Raw genomic sequence first — 18066 nt, 5'->3', positions numbered from 1 at the left:
TTTAATCAATGCAGATGGAAGTTATCCTGCTACGGGTCGATCTATTATTTATCGTGGTGCAGCTTTTCATCATCTGGCCGATGTTGCTTTGAGAAAGACATTGCCGAAACAGCTTAGTCCTGCGCAAGTTAGAGGTGCATTAACTGCGGTTATCAAGAAAACTTTAGAAAGCCCGACAACCTACAAAGCAGGCTGGTTAACTATCGGATTGTATGGAGCACAGCCTTCGTTGGGCGATTTTTATAACAATCAAGGTAGCCCTTACATTGCAACAAACATATTTCTTCCATTAGGATTATCAGAAAATGATCCCTTTTGGGCAAGTCCTGCAGAAAAATGGTCGGCACAAAAGATTTGGGGTGGAGAAGACTTTCAGAATGACCATAGTGCGAGTTTAAAGTAAATACAAATTTAGAAACATCCAAATCCAAACTTCCTCATGCTTTTAAACTTAAAAAAGGTATTTACCATTTTTTTGGTATTATTCCTGCCGCTGATTTTCCACCATGCATTTGCGCAACAGCGATATAATAACTTCAAGCCAGGCAAAATCTGGGAAGATAACAAGGGGAAACACATCAACGCACACGGTGGTGGGGTTACCGAAATTGATGGCGTTTACTATTGGTATGGAGAGCATAAGGTGGCAGGAAATATTGGAAATACCGCGCAGGTAGGCGTTCATTGCTATTCTTCAAAAGATCTGTACAATTGGAAAGATGAGGGCATAGCCTTAAAAGTTTCTGATGATCTATCCAGCGACATTGCTAAGGGGTGTATTTTGGAGCGGCCCAAAGTTGTGTTCAATAAAAGAACGAAGAAGTTTGTAATGTGGTTCCATCTGGAGTTGTTAGGTAAAGGCTACGAAGCTGCTAGAGCTGGTGTGGCCATTGCTGATCGAGCATCAGGTCCCTTTCTGTTCGCGAGAAGTTATCGTCCCAATCCAAACAAGCTTCCTGTTTACCCTAATGCAGAATCACAAAAGCAGGCGGTTAACTGTAGCAGTCCTGCCAATAAAAGCGATGGGTTTTTCTGTCGGGATATGCCGGGAGGCCAAATGGCCAGAGATATGACGGTTTATGTAGATGATGATGGCAAAGCTTACCATATTTTTTCTTCGGAAGAAAATTTTACCCTTCATCTTGCCGAATTAAGTGATGATTATCTCTCGCATACCGGTAAGTTTATCAGAATTTATATCGGACAACAAACCGAAGCACCGGCTTTATTTAAAAAAGACGGTAAATATTATATGGTGGGATCGGGTTGTACCGGTTGGGCGCCAAATCCTGCCAGGTGGTTTGTTGCGGATAGCATTTGGGGACCGTGGAAATACATGGGGAACCCTTGTATAGGTGAAGGTTCAGCTTTAACCTTTGGCGGGCAGAGTACGCACATTTTCAAAGCGCCAGGTACGAAAAACCAATTTATTTTTATGGCTGATCAATGGACACCTAAAAATCCGATAGATGGAAAATATCTTTGGTTGCCTATCGATTTTAATGAAGGGAAAATGGAAATTTCGTGGAATGATAGGTGGGATCTGTCGGTTTGGAAAAAATAATATCAGGATCTATTTAGGGCGTAAATATTATGAAATAGGATTTATCCCCTGTTATATGCCAAATTACCCCTTACATCCCAGGCGTTTTATCATTTTATTTGTGGCATAAGTTAAAGGAAAGCGTAGGCAAAAAGCCCGTCAACTTTAGGCTTTGAGAATAACCTTTTCTTTATCGTGAACCTTAACCAGCTAATATAAACCAATTTCCAGATCATGTTTGGAGATAAGATTGAATACACATGAAACTTAAATTTTTACTCATTCTGCTTTTGATGAATTTCGTTGGGGCAAAAGCCCAAAATAACGATTGGGAAAATCCGACACTCGTAGATCAGGGAAAGGAACGACCACATGTACCTTTTATGCTTTTTGAAAATGAAAAAGACGTAATTGATGACGATTATTCAAAATCAAATCGCTATAAACTGCTCAACGGTACATGGAAGTTTAACTATGTAGACAAACACGCAGATCGTATAAAAGATTTTTATCGTGAAGATATCAATGATCAGTTATGGGCAAATATCCCTGTACCATCTAACTGGGAACTGAATGGTTTTGGTATCCCTATATACACCAATATCACCTATCCTCATCCTAAAAATCCTCCTTTCATTGGAGAAAATAATCCGGTAGGTACTTACAGGAAAAGTTTTGCTGTTCCTGCAGACTGGAAAAATCAGGAAACATTTATCCACTTCGGTTCCATTTCAGGCTGTGCTTTTATTTATGTAAACGGCAAAAGAGTGGGTATGACCAAAGCAGCTAAAACACCTGCAGAATTTAATATCACACCATTCTTAAAAGCAGGTAATAACCAGTTAGCCGTACAGGTTTTTCGCTGGCATGATGGAAGTTACTTAGAAGATCAGGATTTTTGGAGATTAAGTGGCATAGAACGAGATGTTTATCTGTTTTCGCTGCCAAAGCTTACCATTTGGGATTTCTTTTTAAAAGGTGATTTGGATGCGAATTATAAAAATGGAGTTTTTAGTGCAGATATCGACCTAAGAAAATTTCAAGGCAATGTTACTCCAGCAGGAAAATTAAGTGTTAAACTTTTGAATAGGGATGGTAAAGTAGTTCTGAGTAAGCGCCAAAATTTCACCACCTCAACGAATGATTTACAAACGATTAAATTAAATGGTGTGGTGGATAAACCATCGAAATGGAGTGCCGAGCAACCGACCTTATACACCTGCATCATAAAGCTGGAAGATGAACAGGGAAAAACGTTAGCAATTACCGGCGCCAAAGTCGGCTTTAGAAAGGTGGAAGTAAAAAACGCACAATTGCTTGTGAATGGTGTGGCGACAATGATTCATGGCGTTAACAGACATGAGCACGATGATGTTACCGGGCATACCACAACCAGAGAGCTGATGTTAAAAGACATTAGGTTAATGAAAGAGCTAAACATCAATTCGGTTCGTTTGTCGCACTATCCAAACGACCCCCTTTGGTACAAATTATGTGATCAGTATGGTTTGTATTTGGTGGATGAGGCCAATATCGAAACCCATGGAATGGGAGCGGAGTTTCAATCATGGTTTGATAAAACCAAGCACCCCGCATATTTACCAGAGTGGGCTGCCGCACATACAGATCGTACGGTTCGTATGGTAGAGAGAGATAAAAACCATCCCTCAATTATTATTTGGTCGCTTGGAAATGAGTGCGGAAATGGTCCTGTTTTTCATGATAATTATAAATGGATAAAAGCGAGGGATAATAGCAGGCCTGTGCAGTTTGAGCAAGCCGGAGAAGATTGGAATACCGACATCGTTTGCCCAATGTACCCAAGCATCGGAAGTATGAAAAGATATGCGGCCGATAAAACTAAAACCAGGCCATACATTATGTGCGAGTATGCGCATGCAATGGGCAATAGCAACGGCAATTTCCAGGAATATTTTGATATTATTCGCACGGGCGAGCACATGCAGGGCGGCTTCATTTGGGATTGGGTTGATCAGGGAATTAAAACCAAAGATGCCAATGGAAAGACTTTCTGGGCCTACGGAGGCGACCTGGGTGGTTTCTATTGGCAAAATGATGAAAATGGTGTAGCTGATGGAATTTTAAGTGCCGACCGTACTCCTGATCCGGGTGCTTACGAAGTAAAAAAAGTTTACCAGAATATTCTTTTCTCAAGTGATGACATCAGCAAAGGAAATTTAAACATTGAAAACATTTTTGATTTCACCAATCTAAGTGATTACCAGTTTAAATGGGAGATGCTCGCTGATGGGCTCAAAATAAAAGAAGGAAGATTCAACGTTAACCTTGCCCCCCATAGCAAAACAACAATCAAACTTAACCTGCCACAATTCAAATCAGTGGAGGGCACTGAATATTATTTGAATGTATTTGCATTAGTAAAAAAGGAAATCCCCATGTTAAATATAGGTTTTGAAGTGGCAAAGGAACAATTCAAATATGCCGGAAACTACTTTGAAAAGTCTGCAAAAATAGAAAACCAGCTTAAGCTTAATGCCGAGAATAGCAAATTGAAATTTTCGGCTGGAAACATTTCTGGTGAGTTTGATACCAAGACTGGGCATTTTAGCAGGTATGCCATTAACAACACAAGTGTTTTGAGAAGTTTTCCGGAACCCTATTTTTGGCGAGCGCCAACTGATAATGATTTCGGAAATAACATGCCATCACGACTAGGAATCTGGAGATCTGCTCATGAAAATAAAACACTTAAATCAGTTGATGTAAGCAAGCAGACTGATAGCGGAGTGGTAATTAAAGTGGCATATGAACTTACGGCCATACAGCTGCCTTATCATATTAACTACTTAATTGGTAATGACGGATCGATTAAAGTGACGGCATCTATGAATATGGGAGACAGGACTTTGCCAGAGTTGCCACGTTTTGGAATGAGAACTACCTTGTCTGATAAATTTGCTAATCTGGAATATTATGGGCGAGGGCCATTTGAAAATTACAGCGACAGACATGATGCTTCATTCATAGGGTTATACCAGGATAAAGTTCAAAATCAATATTACTCAGGTTATATACGACCGCAGGAAAGTGGAAATAAAACCGATGTGAGGTGGCTGAGATTAAAAGACGATGCGGGGAATACACTACAAGTTGAAGGCAGCCAACCTCTATCTTTCACCGCAATCAAACATAGCGCTGAAGATCTGGATCCTGGATTAACTAAAAAACAGCAGCACCCAACGGAACTTCCGGTTAGAGATGAAGTTTTTCTTTCGATCGATTTGAAGCAGCGGGGCGTAGGTGGCGATGATAGCTGGGGGGCCTATCCACACAAACCCTATTTATTGTTGGATAAAACTTTTTCGTACAGTTACACCGTCAAACTCTTAAATTCACTATGATGCGCCGGGTGCCTCGCTAGACTTTTATGCATTGATCTCAATTTCGAATCATGTGCATTCAAAAAAATGTATGTACATTAAATATTTATTGATCTGAAGGTTATAGATTTAGTGTCGATGCAAACTTAAGGCTAGCAGCAAATCGGATGCTAGACCCGGATGCTGAAATAAGATTTGTTAGGAAGAACTACTGTCGCATCAGCAAGAAATTGCTGTTGTTGAAAATCGAAAAGTTATTGTAGAAGCAAAGCCGGAAAAAAAAAATCACGTTATTTGAATGGATGTAACAGGTGGCGAATAAAATTGGCGTACATTAAGTTTGCCTTTCTGCGTCCTTAATCACCTAGGCTTCCCCTGTTTTTCGTAAGGGATGCTCAAACCCGTGAAGCATTGGAAAATGAATGCGTCTCTGACCTTTGCTAGACAATCAATTGTAAGTTTCTTACGCCATATCTTTTCAACCTCAGAGATTTCAAGATGTATTATTTCTGGATCTTCCGAACCACACTTGAATTTTTCAATAGGATTTTTTAATATCCATTCATTTGCTTCAGCTGTATTTAATAACTGTTTTAGGTTTTTAATCTGCTTGATTGCAGCATCTTTGATAGGGAAAATCTGTCTAGAACGAGGTAGTTATAGAATTTTTGAGCAAAGCAATATTCAATATCTGATAAGTCAATATCGTCTATCTTTAATTTCTCTTTCAGGAATTTTGCAATCTTCTTCCCAGTGGCGTTCCATTGTTTTAGCGTTTCCTTTGACCTCAAAGCCTTTTCAATTACCTTTCAAATACCTTAATATGAATCGACTAATTCCAATAATGAAGGAACCTTGCTCTGAGTCTGCGATTTGATTTGTCCTTTGCTTTCAATCTTGATGTTATGAATTTTTTAGCATTGTTGGAGTGATAAATTCATACTTTGTTTTTAAAATGCGAAGTTGACTTCCAAGACACTGGATATACGAATGAGTTCGGAATTGATTTTCTTAGCATTTTCTGATCTGATGACCTTTTTAAGTTCGATGTTCCAATTGTTAATATGGACTTTTTGATCAGTAGAAAACTCAGCGCCCTTGCCATCAATAGAAATTCTACAAATGATAGGGGCATAATCTTTTAAATCCGCTTTTGATTTGCGCTGCCAGAACAGGATTTTTAGGGTGAAGTTACTTTTCGTTTCTCAATCTTTTGGTAAACATGTTGTTTTCAGATTGTCCGTCAAATGTTATTTAAGGTATTCTCGATAACTGGTGCCCAAATTTACCGAATACATTTGGGAACCATTTGTATTGGATTATTATTATGGTTAGAAATTACCTATTATTTTTTCGCGAATCGTCGTTTAAAAGGTCTTTTAAACAAAAAAGACGCAATCTCTTGCGTCTTTCGTGATCCCGCTGGGATTCGAACCCAGGACCACTACATTAAAAGTGTAATGCTCTACCAGCTGAGCTACGGAATCATTTCCTTTTGTTTAAGGAGGTGCAAATATAGAGATAAAAATTAATTGAACAAATATTTTTAAATAATTATTAATGCTTTCAGTGAAGCGTTAAAAAATTGTTAAGCCAACTGACTGATTTTGAATTTCGTAAGCTTACATAGTGTGTGAAAAATTTTTCAAAATTATTTTATAGTCTTTGGTATAAAGTTCAAAAAAGATTGAAATTGTGCCTTGTGCTTGTTTTTATCTAACTTGAAATAAAATGCACCACGCCTCGAATTTGATTTGTCTTTCTCGGTTTGTTTAATTAGCAGTCCGCTGGCGGTAATTTTACGAATGAAGTTGCGGTTATCAATCGGTGAGTCGTAAACCTGCTCGTATAGTGCTTGTAACTGCGGGATAGTAAATTTCTTTGGCAGCAGTTCAAACAAAATAGGGTGCAGTGCTGCCTGGTAACGGATCTTGGCCATAGCAGCCTTAACCATTTCGTTATGGTCGAAAATCAGTTCGGGTACTTCTTTTATCTTAAACCATTCTGCATGGTATTGATCGTTGATCTGTTTGTTATATTTATTAATATCAATCAAAGCAAAGTAAACAACCGAAATGGTGCGTTCAATGGGGTCACGGTCTGGGCGACCATAGGAGTGGAGCTGCTCCAGATAAACATCATGCAAGCCTGTTAATTCTAAAAGAATCCTTTTTGCAGCGCCATCTAAATCTTCGGTGTCGCCGATAAAACCACCCATTAAACTCCACTGATCTTTGACCGGTTCAATCGCCCTTTTAATTACTAATAGTTTAAGTTGATCACCATCGTAACCAAAAATAATGCAATCTACAGCAACAAGGACAGGTTTTTGATTTAAATATTTTCCCATTAAAAAAGAGAGTTTAGTTTTTCGTCGTTATAATCACTAATATAGCCTAAGATGTTCGGGTATCCATCAAATTCCTCGATGCTGTGGGTGGTAGTGAGCACGATGCATTTCATTCCAGCATTTAATGCTGATTCAACGCCTTTCGGCGCATCTTCAAAAACCAAACAATCTTGCGGTGAAATATTTAATGCTGCTGCGGCCTTTAAAAATGTTTCAGGATCTGGCTTGCTAATTTCGACGTCATCTGCACTCACTATCGCATTAAGGTAATTACGAATGTTTAATCCATCAACAACGAAGTCGATATTAAACGGGATTGCTGCAGAACCAATGGCCATCGCGATATTTTTTTGCCTGGTCAAATCTAAAAACTTGTCTAATCCGGAAATTAAAGCCAGGTGCGGAAAATAGCCTTCCTGATATTTTTTCTCCTTATCCATAGAAAGCTTTTCTATTTCTGATGGAGAAAATTTATTGCGACCAAATACCCGCTCTAAAACTTCGTGGTTTTTGCCATACATCTCTTGCTTAACGGTTTCGTAATCTAAATTTGCACCTAAATCTTCGTTCATAATGGAATGCCAGGCCATGGTGTGATATTGCATATCGTTGATCATGGTGCCATTCAAATCAAACAGAAATGCTTTAGGTTTGAAGTCGAAATTCTGCATAAGCCGCTAAATTATGTGAAATTTTTAGATGTGAGCTAATCCAATCAATATTACCTTAAATTTAATTGATAATCGTTGTAATAACGTTAATTTTTTTTTCATACTTTAGCCTTAACCAAAATAAATCTTATGAAACGAATTTTTTTAAAATGCTTTCCAATTGCAGCAATTTGCTTAGCGGCCACATTATATTCCTGCAATCCAAAAAGTGAAAAAAAGGATGAAACAAGCGTTCAGGCTGATTCATCAAAATATAATACCACACTTGATGGCAAGGAAGTGAAGCTTTTTACCTTAAAGAATAAGCAAGGTGCAGTGGTTACAATTTCCAATTATGGTGGTCGAATCGTATCACTTAAGGTGCCTGATAAAGATAACAAACTTACCGATGTAGTTTTGGGATATGATAGCATCGGAGCCTATCGCAAAAAAGGAGAGCCTTTTTTCGGTGCTTTAATCGGTAGATATGGTAACAGAATTGCTAAGGGAAAATTTACCCTTGAAGGCAAGGAGTATCAACTTCAGTTAAATGATGGGGTAAACAGTTTACATGGCGGAAAAGATGGTTTCTTTTCAAAGGTGTGGGAAGCCAAGCAGTTAGACGGACAGAAATTAGAACTTAATTACATATCTAAAGATGGCGAGGCGGGTTATCCTGGAAACCTTGATGTGAAAGTTGTTTACAGCCTAACGGAAGATAATTCATTAACAATTGATTATACTGCTACCACAGATAAAGCAACGGTGGTAAACTTAACTAACCATGCCTACTTCAATTTAAGTGGTGAAGGAGATAAAACGATTTTAGATCATGAGTTAATGATTGCTGCTGATGCATATACCCCAGTTGATTCAACCTTGATTCCTACAGGTAAGTTACAGCTAGTTAAAGGCACTGCTTTTGATTTTAATACTGCCAAAGCCATAGGCAAATCAATTGATGAAAATGACCAGCAATTAAAGTACGGTAAAGGCTACGATCATAATTTCGCACTTAAAGCAAATGATGGCAAAACTGCTGTTGCAAAGGTTAAAAGTCCATCGACAGGAATTATATTAGAAGTTTTTACAACTGAGCCGGGATTACAGTTTTACAGCGGGAACTTTTTAACAGGTGCAGATAAAGATGGTAAAGGTGGAAAATCGTATCCTCACCGTTCGGCCTTTTGCCTGGAAACGCAACATTTTCCAGATGCACCGAATCACCCGAACTTTGCTTCAACGGTGTTAAAACCTGGTGAAACTTACAAAACCAGCTCTACTTATAAGTTTTCTAAATAAGGTCAAAGCTTTTATAAGAAGCGCAATGGAGTGAATTGAAATCTGCATTTAAAGCAAAAGCAAGACTGATTGGCCTTGCTTTTTTATTTTATTATTGAATCTAAGTCCGAAAAGTTTTCTTCAGGAATCTTAATGTTGTAGTAACCGATCAGGAAACTGAGTGATTTTCTCAATCGTTAACTGTTGCATAATCTGATACAAATGCGTTTTGAACATGTTGATGGTATGATCACCACCTTCGTTGCCCAATGCACCTACGCCATACATAAAAGGGCGGCCCATAAAATTAAATTCCGAACCTACGGCATGTGCCCTTGCTAAATCTACACCTGAACGAATACCTCCGTCCATCATAATTTTAAGCTTTGATTTGTATGCCGGATTAGCGGCGAGTTTGATTAACGAATTGATAGAGGATTCGCCTGCATCAATTTGTCTGCCGCCATGGTTAGATACAATTACGCCATCTACACCAATTTGAATCGCTGCCTGCATATCTTCATCGGTAGCAATTCCTTTAAGTACCAAAGGGCCTTTCCAAATCTCGCGGATAGCCGAAACTTTTTTGATATCAACTTTTCCGGTGAAGGTTTTGTTCATGAATTGCCCCAACTGCGACATATCCATGCCTTTTTCCATATAAGGTTTTAATGTTGCGAAAGAAGGAATGCCATGTTGCAGCGTTTTTATTCCCCATAGTGGACGGGCAAAAGCTTGCAGAATATTATTGACAGACATTTTTGGTGGGATAGAAAGTCCACTCTTGATCTCTTTGTATCGTAAACCAAAAGCCGGTACATCAACTAAAACGACCAGAACCGGGCACTCTACTGCTTTTAATCGTTTAAGGATATCATCTCTTAAGCTATTTTCTGTCGGATGATATAATTGGAACCAGGCTTTTCCATCCGATACTTCAGCAATACGTTCGATGCTGCTCGTAGATACCGTACTGAGCGTATATGGGATATCTGCTTTTGCTGCGGCCCTCGCTAAAATTTCTGGTGCGTTTGGCCACATTAAACCTTGCAAACCAATCGGCGAAATTCCAAACGGTGCACTATAACGGCGACCGAAAAGTTCGACTGACATGTCAATATCACCACCCACTTTTAAGTAGTTTGGTTTTAAATAAATGTCATCAAAATCGTTTTCGTTTCTAATGAGGTTGAGTCCTTCATTGCAACCCCCTTCTAGATAGTCGAAAGCAAACTTTGGAATTCTTGACTTCGCCTTAACTCTTAAATCGGCAATGGAGGGATATTGTGGATTATAAGGGAATGTGATCTTTTTACTCATATTAATTTGTTCATTATCTATTCTTTGGTTCTAGAGGCGAAAACTAATATTTTAAATTGAATTTTCCATCCTGCTCTATCGGCCTGGTTTAACTGATCAGAGTTTGTAAAAAGCACTTGCATTCTCTCCAAAAATAAGTTTTATTTCGGCCTCAGTAAATTGCATCGCATACTTACTTACCAAGGTAAACCAATCCTGGTATGGGCGACTGATGATCATTACCGGCCAATCGCTGCCATACATCACCCTTTCGCAGCCAAAATTTTCAAAAATCACATCGAAACAATTAGATATTTCGACTTCCTTCCAGTTTTTCCAATCCGCTTCTACTAATAATCCGGAAACTTTGCATGATACATTTGTGTTTTGCGCAAGCGTTTTGATATGACCGGACCATTTTTTGAGGTCTTGAGATTTTACATCGGGTTTAGCACAATGATCTAAAACCAGCGGTTGATCTGGAAGTTGGTCAACAAGCTCCAAAATACTTTCCAATTGGTTATGGTAGCAAAGTAAATCATAGGTGAATGCAAACTCATTAAGCTGCTTTACGCCATCAACAAATTTCGGATCGACAATAAACTCGTGGTTCTCGGCCTGCAAAACATGCCTGAAACCCTTAATCTTTTTAAAATTTTTCCAATGACTTAATCGATCTGGTAAATTTTTGTCTTTCAAATCAACCCATCCCACTATTCCTTTGATCATTTCATTTTGCTCCGCAAGCGTAAGCAAAAAATCATTTTCAGCTTCCGACTGGTTTGCCTGAACCGCAACACAACCTGAAATTTGAAGCTCATTGTAAGTTCGCATTAAATTTTTTGGAGAAAAGTCTTTGCGGATGGCATTCATTTCCTCTGAAATCCAACTGTCTCTAACAGGGTCGAAATTCCAGAAATGTACGTGAGAGTCAATCATAAAAATTGTTATAGTTTAAAAATCTGGTCCATCAATCTCCATTTTTCGCCGGGTAAAGCACCGTGCAAGGCTTGCTGATATTTCCACATCAACGCTTCCCATTCCTGCACTTTCACATTTTGCAAATCGGCTGCTGTTTTCTTTTCAAAAGTAAAGCTGTCGTTTACATCCATTACCATGAAAAGGCGGGTTCCGGAAAGGTAAATTTCCATGTCATCTATCCCAGAAGATTTAATGCTTTCTAAAATTTCAGGCCAAACCGATTGATGATACTGCTTGTAAGCAGCAATTAGTTCGTCATTGTCGATCAAATCGAGCGTAAAGCAGTATCTTTTCATGTTAGTTTCCGCTGTAAACTTTAACAGTTTGTTTGCTGCTGCCTAAGCCATCAATGCCCAATTCTACCACATCACCGGCTTTCAAATACCATGGTTCAGGTTTTTGGCCCAAACCAACACCTGCAGGTGTTCCGGTAGTAATCACATCACCAGGTAAAAGTGTCATAAACTGGCTAATGTAGGAAATCATGAAAGGAACATTGAAAATCAGATTCGATGTGTTTCCATCTTGTAAGGTTTTACCATTCACAGTTAGCCATAGGCGAAGATTGTGGACATCAGCAATTTCATCTTGCGTGGCAAGAAATGGGCCAATAGGGGCGAATGTGTCGCAGCTTTTACCCTTAACCCATTGTCCGTTTCTTTCCAGTTGGAATTCGCGTTCGCTGTAATCATTATGCAAAACATAACCTGCAACATGATCTAAAGCGTTTTCTTCTGAAACATAACTGGCTTTTTTGCCAATCACGATAGCCAGTTCCACTTCCCAGTCGGTCTTTTTGCTGTTTTTTGGAATCACTAAATCGTCATTCGGACCAACGATTGCTGATGTTGCTTTAAAAAACAAAATAGGTTCAGTTGGGATCGCCGCATTGGTTTCTGCAGCGTGATCTTTATAGTTTAAGCCTACGCAAATAAGTTTTGATGGGCGAGCAAGGGCTGCTCCCAAACGTACATTTTGATCAATTTCTGGTAAATCAGCCGAGTCAAGATCTTTCTTTAATTTCTCTAAACCGTCGCCACCAAAAAAGGCCTCGTTATAATCATCAACCAATGATGAAGCATCGTAATATTTTTCATTGATAATCACACCTGGTTTTTCAAATCCTGGTTCGCCAAATCGTATTAATTTCATTTTAGGAAGTATTTATATTTTATCTAATTATTTAATGTGGTAAAGCCGCCATCAATGGGATAATCGCAGCCGGTTATAAACGAAGCCTCATCGCTACATAAATATAAGGCAAGGGCACCAACTTCCTCCGGCTTCGCCATTCTTCCAATCGGTTGAGTTTTCGAAAGTTTCTCAAACATTTCATCGATGTTATCCGGATAGTTCTTTTGTAGAAACCCATCAACAAAAGGGGTATGTACCCTGGCTGGAGAAATAGAGTTGCATCTGATATTTTCGCCGATATAATCTTTTGCAACGCTCATCGTCATCGCTTTAACTGCACCCTTTGCAGTGCTGTAAACAAAGCGATCGGGCAGGCCGATTAATGCAGCAATGGAAGCCATATTGATAATCACACCACCACCAGCTGCCCGCAATTGTGGGATAGCCGCGTACAAACAATTATATACGCCTTTTACATTTACACGCATTACCTTGTCGAAATCAGATTCTTCAGTGGTATCAGCCTTACCGATATGGGCAATGCCAGCGTTGTTTATCAAAATGTTAATCGCTCCGATTTGATTGAAAATTTCTTTTACGGCCTGATGATCAGCAACGTCGCAAGCATAACTAAACGCTTTTCCGCCAGCCGCTTCAATTTCTGATAACGCTCCGGCAGCTTGTTCTACACCCAGCTCGATGATGTGCACTTCTGCACCTTGTTTTGCCAATATGGTCGCTATGGCTTTTCCAATTCCACTTCCACCACCTGTAACGACAGCCCGTTTATTTTGTAATGAAAACATATTTTTTTTTCAGATTAATAATTGATAATTTGGTTAAAATCCTGATCGAAATCTTAGTAAGAAGCAAATATATACAACGCTTCTCTTTGTTGTTGTTTTTACACTTACAAATAAAGCAGATATTCTTGATTAAAAATTTGATCTTATTATCAAAATACTTGCTTATGTTGTCATATTGCCTTTAAAGTTATTAAAAGATGGTTTACCTTGCAGAAATATTACATAATCCAAAAGCTATAATACTTATATTTGAATAATTTATTTATATTTAAATAAGCTTTTTAACCAAATGTTATTTCCTTAGCCTTGTTTTCAAGGTTTGTTATTAGAGCCAACCGAATGAGAAATTTTCTGATTTTAATTTTCCTTTTTATTTCCAGTAGTGCGATAGCGAATTCAGTAACGCCAGCAGCAAAATCAAAAACCATTTATTTATCCTCGCAAAGTGGTACACGTGAAAAGTTTGGCTTGAAACGCCTAACCGATGCTTTAGTTGCAAGCGGTTATAACGTTAAGTTTAGTGTGATTGATTATCGCCAAAAGTTTGTAAAGGGTAAAAATTCTATTGTTATCGGCACTGCAGACGACAAAATTTTTAAACCGCAATTCCCGGTTTCAATTCTCAAAAAGGCTTCAGCAGCTGGTAAAGAAGGTTTTTTTATCTCTTATGATAAGGATGGTACCCTTTATATTATAGGTGCAGACCATTCAGGAAACCTTTACGGTTGTTTGGATTTGACCGATAAAATTGCTGAAAACAAAATTCTCCCCGCAAAGCTTTCCTATACCGATCATCCGGAAATGGTGTTAAGGGGAACCTGCATTGGCCTTCAAAAACCGGATTATCTCCCAGGGCATGATGTTTATGAATATCCTTATACGGAGGAGTCTTTTCCATGGTTATATGATAAAAAGCTATGGATAAAATATCTGGATATGATGGTTGAAAACCGTTATAATTCTCTTTATTTATGGAACGGGCATCCATTTTCATCCTTATTAAGGCTTAAAGAATATCCTTATGCGGTTGAAGTTGATGATGCGACTCTAAAAAAGAACGAAGAAATTTTCCGTTTTCTAACCAGTGAGGCTGATAAACGTGGAATTTGGGTCATTCAGATGTTTTACAACATCATTATTCCAAAGCCTTTTGCCGATAAGCATGGCTTAAAAACCCAAGACAGGAACCGCCCGATTATTCCTTTGATTGCTGATTATACACAGCAATCTATTTCTGCCTTTGTAGCCAAATATCCAAATGTTGGTTTAATGGTTGCGCTAGGCGAGGCCATGGAAGGTGTCGGGCAGGATGATATCGACTGGTTTACCAAAACGATTATACCAGGTGTGAAAGATGGTTTGAAGGCAGCCGGCATTAAAGAAGAGCCGCCAATTGTTTTACGGGCGCATGATACCGATGCACCAGCGGTGATGAAGGCGGCTTTACCTTTTTATAAAAACTTATATACCGAAAATAAATTTAATGGCGAGGCTTTAACAACTTACGAACCTCGTGGAGCATGGGCAGAGCTCAACCGGAAATTGGCAGCCATTGGCACGGTGAACATTTCAAACGTTCACATCCTTGCAAATCTGGAGCCTTTTAGATATGGATCTGCAGATTTTATTCAGAAATCGGTTATAGCGATGAATAAAATATACAACGCGAAAGGTTTGCATTTGTATCCTCAACACAGCTATTGGGATTGGCCTTATGCCGCCGATGACGTGAAAGGAAGGATTTTAGAGGTAGATCGCGACTGGATTTGGTACAAGGAATGGGCAAGATACGCCTGGAAATCAGAACGTGATCGCCCACAGGAAATTAATTATTGGGGCAAGCAGCTTGCTGATAAATATGGTTCGAGCCTGGCGGATGGAAAATCAATTTTGAACGCCTATGAAGCGTCTGGAGAGATATCGCCAAAATTATTGCGTCGGTACGGCATTACCGATGGCAACCGCCAAACCTTAACTTTAGGTATGCTGATGACGCAGTTAATTAACCCTTTCCGTTATGGTTTATTTACCTTGATGTACGAATCGGAAGCGCCAGAAGGCGAGATGATTATTGAGTACGCTGAAAAGGAATGGAAAAAACAAGGTCATATTGGCGAAACGCCTGTTCAGGTTGCTAAAGAGGTGGTGGAACATGGTAAAAAGGCATTGGCATCTATCGAAAAGGTAAAAGCAACCAAAGATGTTGAAGAGTTTAATCGCCTTAAAAACGACATGTATTGCTACGATGAAATGGCTAATTTCTATGCAGAAAAGGTAAAATCAGCACTTTGGATTTTGAGATATAAATACTCTAACAACGTTTCAGATTTGGAGCAGGCATTGCCTTTTCTCCAAAAAAGTGTGGATCATTATGCTAAACTGGTAAAGCTTACTGAAAGCAGTTATTTATATGCCAATAGCATGCAAACCAAACAAAGAAAAATTCCGATGCGAGGGGTTGATAAAACTTTTATCCATTGGAAAGAAATGTTGCCTGTTTTTACAAAGGAATTAAACCATTTTAAGAAGAGCATCGATTCTTTAAAATCATTGAACGGGGCAGCTGTTGCTAAAGTTATGCCTTACAAAGCTGCTGAAGTAAATGTACTTAACGAATCTGCAAACTACATCATCAACAAAAATGTGGAGGTATTTACAGATACCACCGTTCAAATCAAAGAAGTTGCCGAACAATTAATCGGTTTGAAAGGAATAAAAATTTCAAAAGAAAAGCAAGTTAAAACGGGTACCGAAATCAAATTTTCGACTAAAGCTCCGGTAAAGTTATTGGTGGGATTTTTCAATCAGAAAAACCCAAAATACCTGGCGCCACCGCAGTTGGAAACCGATGCAAGTGCAAATAACTATGGCCAGTCGGAAATTAAAATTTCGAATGCCTTGGTGCTAAATGGCTTTCCGCCTGCAAACGTACATGCTTATTCATTCCCGGCAGGAACGCATATGCTAAATCTGGGCAAGGGTGAATGTTTAATATTAGGTTTTATTGATGATAAACAAGAACTGCGTATCTTCAATGCAGGCTTAGATGGTAGAGGAAAAGATATAGACTGGTTATTTGAATAATGAGAAATACACGAAATTTTATAGCAACCATTTCCTTGTCGGTTATGGCGTTTACAGGCTTTGCACAGCAAAAATCTATTTTAGGCACTGAGAAATTAAATAAATATGTGTCGTATTTTAATTCAATTGATGATGAAGCGATAAAAAATTATATTCCAAATGCCGACGCTTTTAATTGGCTGGCAGATCAGGCGCCTTTATTCGAATGCCCTGATTCTGTTCTGGAACAAAATTATTATTACCGTTGGTGGACCTTTAGAAAGCATTTGGTTAAAACACCAGAAGGATTCATTTTTACCGAATTTATTGAACCAGTAAAACACGCTGGGAAATATAACTCCATCAGTTGTGCCCTAGGGCATCATATTTATGAAGGCCGTTGGTTAAAAGACAATAGCTATTTAAAAGATTATATCAAATTTTGGCTTTACAAGGCCGATGTTGGTCAAACAAAGCAACGTTTTCATCAATTTAGCAGTTGGGTTGATGATGCCGTTTATCAGAACTATCTGGTAAAACCTGATCAGGGTTTTTTAAAAGAAATTCTTCCGGCACTTGATGAAGATTATTCCAAATGGGAAACTCAGCGACAACTTAAAAATGGCTTGTTCTGGCAACATGATGTGAAAGATGGAATGGAAGAATCAGTGAGCGGCTCAAGGAAAGATCAAAATCAACGCCCTACCATTAACAGTTATATGTATGGAAATGCTGTGGCTTTGGCTAAGATTGCTGAAATGTCTAGCGATCAGAATTTGGTTTCAAAATATCAATCAAAGGCTAAAGCGATTAAAAAATTAGTGCAGGATAGTTTGTGGAATTCGTCTGAATCATTTTTCGAAACAAGAAAAGCAAAAGGTGGTTCGTCTGATGTACGCGAAGCCATTGGTTTTACACCCTGGGATTTCAACCTGCCTGATGATAAGGAAGAATACGCAAAGGCATGGAATCAATTACTGGATACCGCCGGCTTCAAAGCGCCTTGGGGATTAACCACAGCGGAGCGTCGGGAGCCAACTTTTAGAACCCGTGGTACGGGCCATAGCTGCGAATGGGATGGTGCACTTTGGCCCTTTGCAAGCTCGCAAACCTTAAAAGGGCTTTCGAATTTGCTCACAAACTACAAAAATCATGGTAAAATGAATGCACAGGTCTTTTATCAGGAGTTGCATCAATATGCGGCTTCTCATGTGAAAAACGACAAACCGTACATTGGCGAATATCAGGATGAAAAAACGGGAGAATGGCTAAAAGGCGATAATCCTAGAAGTAGCTTTTATAATCACTCCACTTTTAACGATTTGATCATTAACGACCTGATTGGAGTAAAACCTCGCCAGGATAATATGTTAGAAATCTACCCATTAATTCCAAAAAATAAATGGGATTGGTTTGCTTTGGATAATCTAACTTACCATAATAAAATAGTGACTTTAATCTGGGATAAAACCGGGAAAAAGTACAACAAAGGAAAAGGTTTTACGGTGTTTGTTGATGGAGAAGAAATTTATAGATCTAAAACATTGAAGCCTGTAAAAGTTGAGATGAACTAAAGCCAATAAGTGGTTTGGCAGTT

Annotated in this window: 15 protein-coding genes and 1 tRNA gene; 6 read left to right on the top strand and 10 right to left on the bottom strand. The window is 38.8% G+C overall.

The features are described 5' to 3' along the window. The 3 genes from OQZ33_RS20250 to OQZ33_RS20240 form a co-directional block, all read left to right on the top strand. Nucleotides 1-403, top strand: a 403-nt coding sequence (locus OQZ33_RS20250) for a DUF2264 domain-containing protein (protein WP_265801187.1), incomplete at its 5' end; no start/stop codon positions are given. Between the two features lie 36 nt (nucleotides 404-439). Next, the gene (locus OQZ33_RS20245) at nucleotides 440-1564 is read left to right on the top strand and encodes a glycoside hydrolase family 43 protein (protein ID WP_265801186.1); all 1125 of its coding nucleotides are present in this window, start codon (nucleotides 440-442) and stop codon (nucleotides 1562-1564) included. A gap of 239 nt (nucleotides 1565-1803) precedes the next feature. Beyond that, the gene (locus OQZ33_RS20240) at nucleotides 1804-4926 is read left to right on the top strand and encodes a glycoside hydrolase family 2 TIM barrel-domain containing protein (protein WP_265801185.1); all 3123 of its coding nucleotides are present in this window, start codon (nucleotides 1804-1806) and stop codon (nucleotides 4924-4926) included. Between the two features lie 572 nt (nucleotides 4927-5498). On the opposite strand, the gene OQZ33_RS24590 is transcribed toward OQZ33_RS20240, so the two are convergent. From OQZ33_RS24590 to OQZ33_RS20225, 5 genes are all read right to left on the bottom strand, one after another. Continuing rightward, complete coding sequence (locus tag OQZ33_RS24590; RefSeq protein ID WP_416338767.1) at nucleotides 5499-5696, bottom strand: phage integrase SAM-like domain-containing protein; 198 nt, start codon at nucleotides 5694-5696, stop codon at nucleotides 5499-5501. Nucleotides 5697-5855: 159 nt separating this feature from the next. Continuing rightward, on the bottom strand, nucleotides 5856-6080 hold the full coding sequence (locus OQZ33_RS24585) for an Arm DNA-binding domain-containing protein (RefSeq protein WP_416338768.1): 225 nt from the start codon (nucleotides 6078-6080) through the stop codon (nucleotides 5856-5858). Between the two features lie 239 nt (nucleotides 6081-6319). Further along, nucleotides 6320-6392 (bottom strand) — tRNA-Lys (locus OQZ33_RS20235). Nucleotides 6393-6556: 164 nt separating this feature from the next. Continuing rightward, nucleotides 6557-7255, bottom strand: a complete 699-nt coding sequence (locus OQZ33_RS20230; protein WP_265801184.1) for an NUDIX hydrolase — start codon at nucleotides 7253-7255, stop codon at nucleotides 6557-6559. Then, nucleotides 7255-7926, bottom strand: coding sequence for an HAD family hydrolase (locus OQZ33_RS20225; RefSeq protein ID WP_265801183.1), 672 nt, complete (start codon nucleotides 7924-7926; stop codon nucleotides 7255-7257). The genes OQZ33_RS20230 and OQZ33_RS20225 overlap by 1 nt, the downstream gene beginning before the upstream one ends. A 129-nt stretch (nucleotides 7927-8055) precedes the next feature. Between OQZ33_RS20225 and OQZ33_RS20220 the strand changes: the two genes are divergently transcribed. After that, nucleotides 8056-9207 (top strand): aldose epimerase family protein, encoded by a 1152-nt coding sequence (locus OQZ33_RS20220; protein WP_265801181.1) that lies wholly within the window; start codon nucleotides 8056-8058, stop codon nucleotides 9205-9207. A gap of 129 nt (nucleotides 9208-9336) precedes the next feature. Here the strand turns inward: OQZ33_RS20220 and OQZ33_RS20215 are convergent, their stop codons facing one another. The 5 genes from OQZ33_RS20215 to OQZ33_RS20195 all read right to left on the bottom strand — a co-directional run bounded on the left by OQZ33_RS20215 (nucleotide 9337) and on the right by OQZ33_RS20195 (nucleotide 13406). Then, nucleotides 9337-10506 (bottom strand): alpha-hydroxy acid oxidase, encoded by a 1170-nt coding sequence (locus tag OQZ33_RS20215; RefSeq protein ID WP_265801179.1) that lies wholly within the window; start codon nucleotides 10504-10506, stop codon nucleotides 9337-9339. 96 nt (nucleotides 10507-10602) lie between these two features. Then, complete coding sequence (locus tag OQZ33_RS20210) at nucleotides 10603-11424, bottom strand: amidohydrolase family protein (RefSeq protein WP_265801178.1); 822 nt, start codon at nucleotides 11422-11424, stop codon at nucleotides 10603-10605. Nucleotides 11425-11432: 8 nt separating this feature from the next. Continuing rightward, nucleotides 11433-11762, bottom strand: coding sequence for an L-rhamnose mutarotase (locus tag OQZ33_RS20205; protein WP_265801177.1), 330 nt, complete (start codon nucleotides 11760-11762; stop codon nucleotides 11433-11435). 1 nt (nucleotide 11763) lies between these two features. Beyond that, entirely contained in the window at nucleotides 11764-12618 is an 855-nt protein-coding gene (locus tag OQZ33_RS20200) for a fumarylacetoacetate hydrolase family protein (protein WP_265801176.1), read from the bottom strand. Between the two features lie 23 nt (nucleotides 12619-12641). Then, nucleotides 12642-13406, bottom strand: a complete 765-nt coding sequence (locus OQZ33_RS20195) for an SDR family NAD(P)-dependent oxidoreductase (protein WP_265801175.1) — start codon at nucleotides 13404-13406, stop codon at nucleotides 12642-12644. Nucleotides 13407-13745: 339 nt separating this feature from the next. On the opposite strand from OQZ33_RS20195, the gene OQZ33_RS20190 reads away from it, so the two are divergent. Next, nucleotides 13746-16490 carry a hypothetical protein gene (locus tag OQZ33_RS20190; protein WP_265801174.1) on the top strand — a complete coding sequence of 915 codons (2745 nt, stop codon included), beginning with the start codon at nucleotides 13746-13748 and terminating at the stop codon, nucleotides 16488-16490. Continuing rightward, nucleotides 16490-18043, top strand: a complete 1554-nt coding sequence (locus OQZ33_RS20185; RefSeq protein ID WP_265801173.1) for an MGH1-like glycoside hydrolase domain-containing protein — start codon at nucleotides 16490-16492, stop codon at nucleotides 18041-18043. Before OQZ33_RS20190 ends, OQZ33_RS20185 begins: the two co-directional genes overlap by 1 nt. Nucleotides 18044-18066: the final 23 nt, after the last annotated feature.

Source organism: Pedobacter sp. MC2016-05 (assembly GCF_026239735.1).
Classification (GTDB): Bacteria; Bacteroidota; Bacteroidia; order Sphingobacteriales; family Sphingobacteriaceae; genus Pedobacter.
This window is presented reverse-complemented; position numbering and strand designations above follow the sequence as displayed.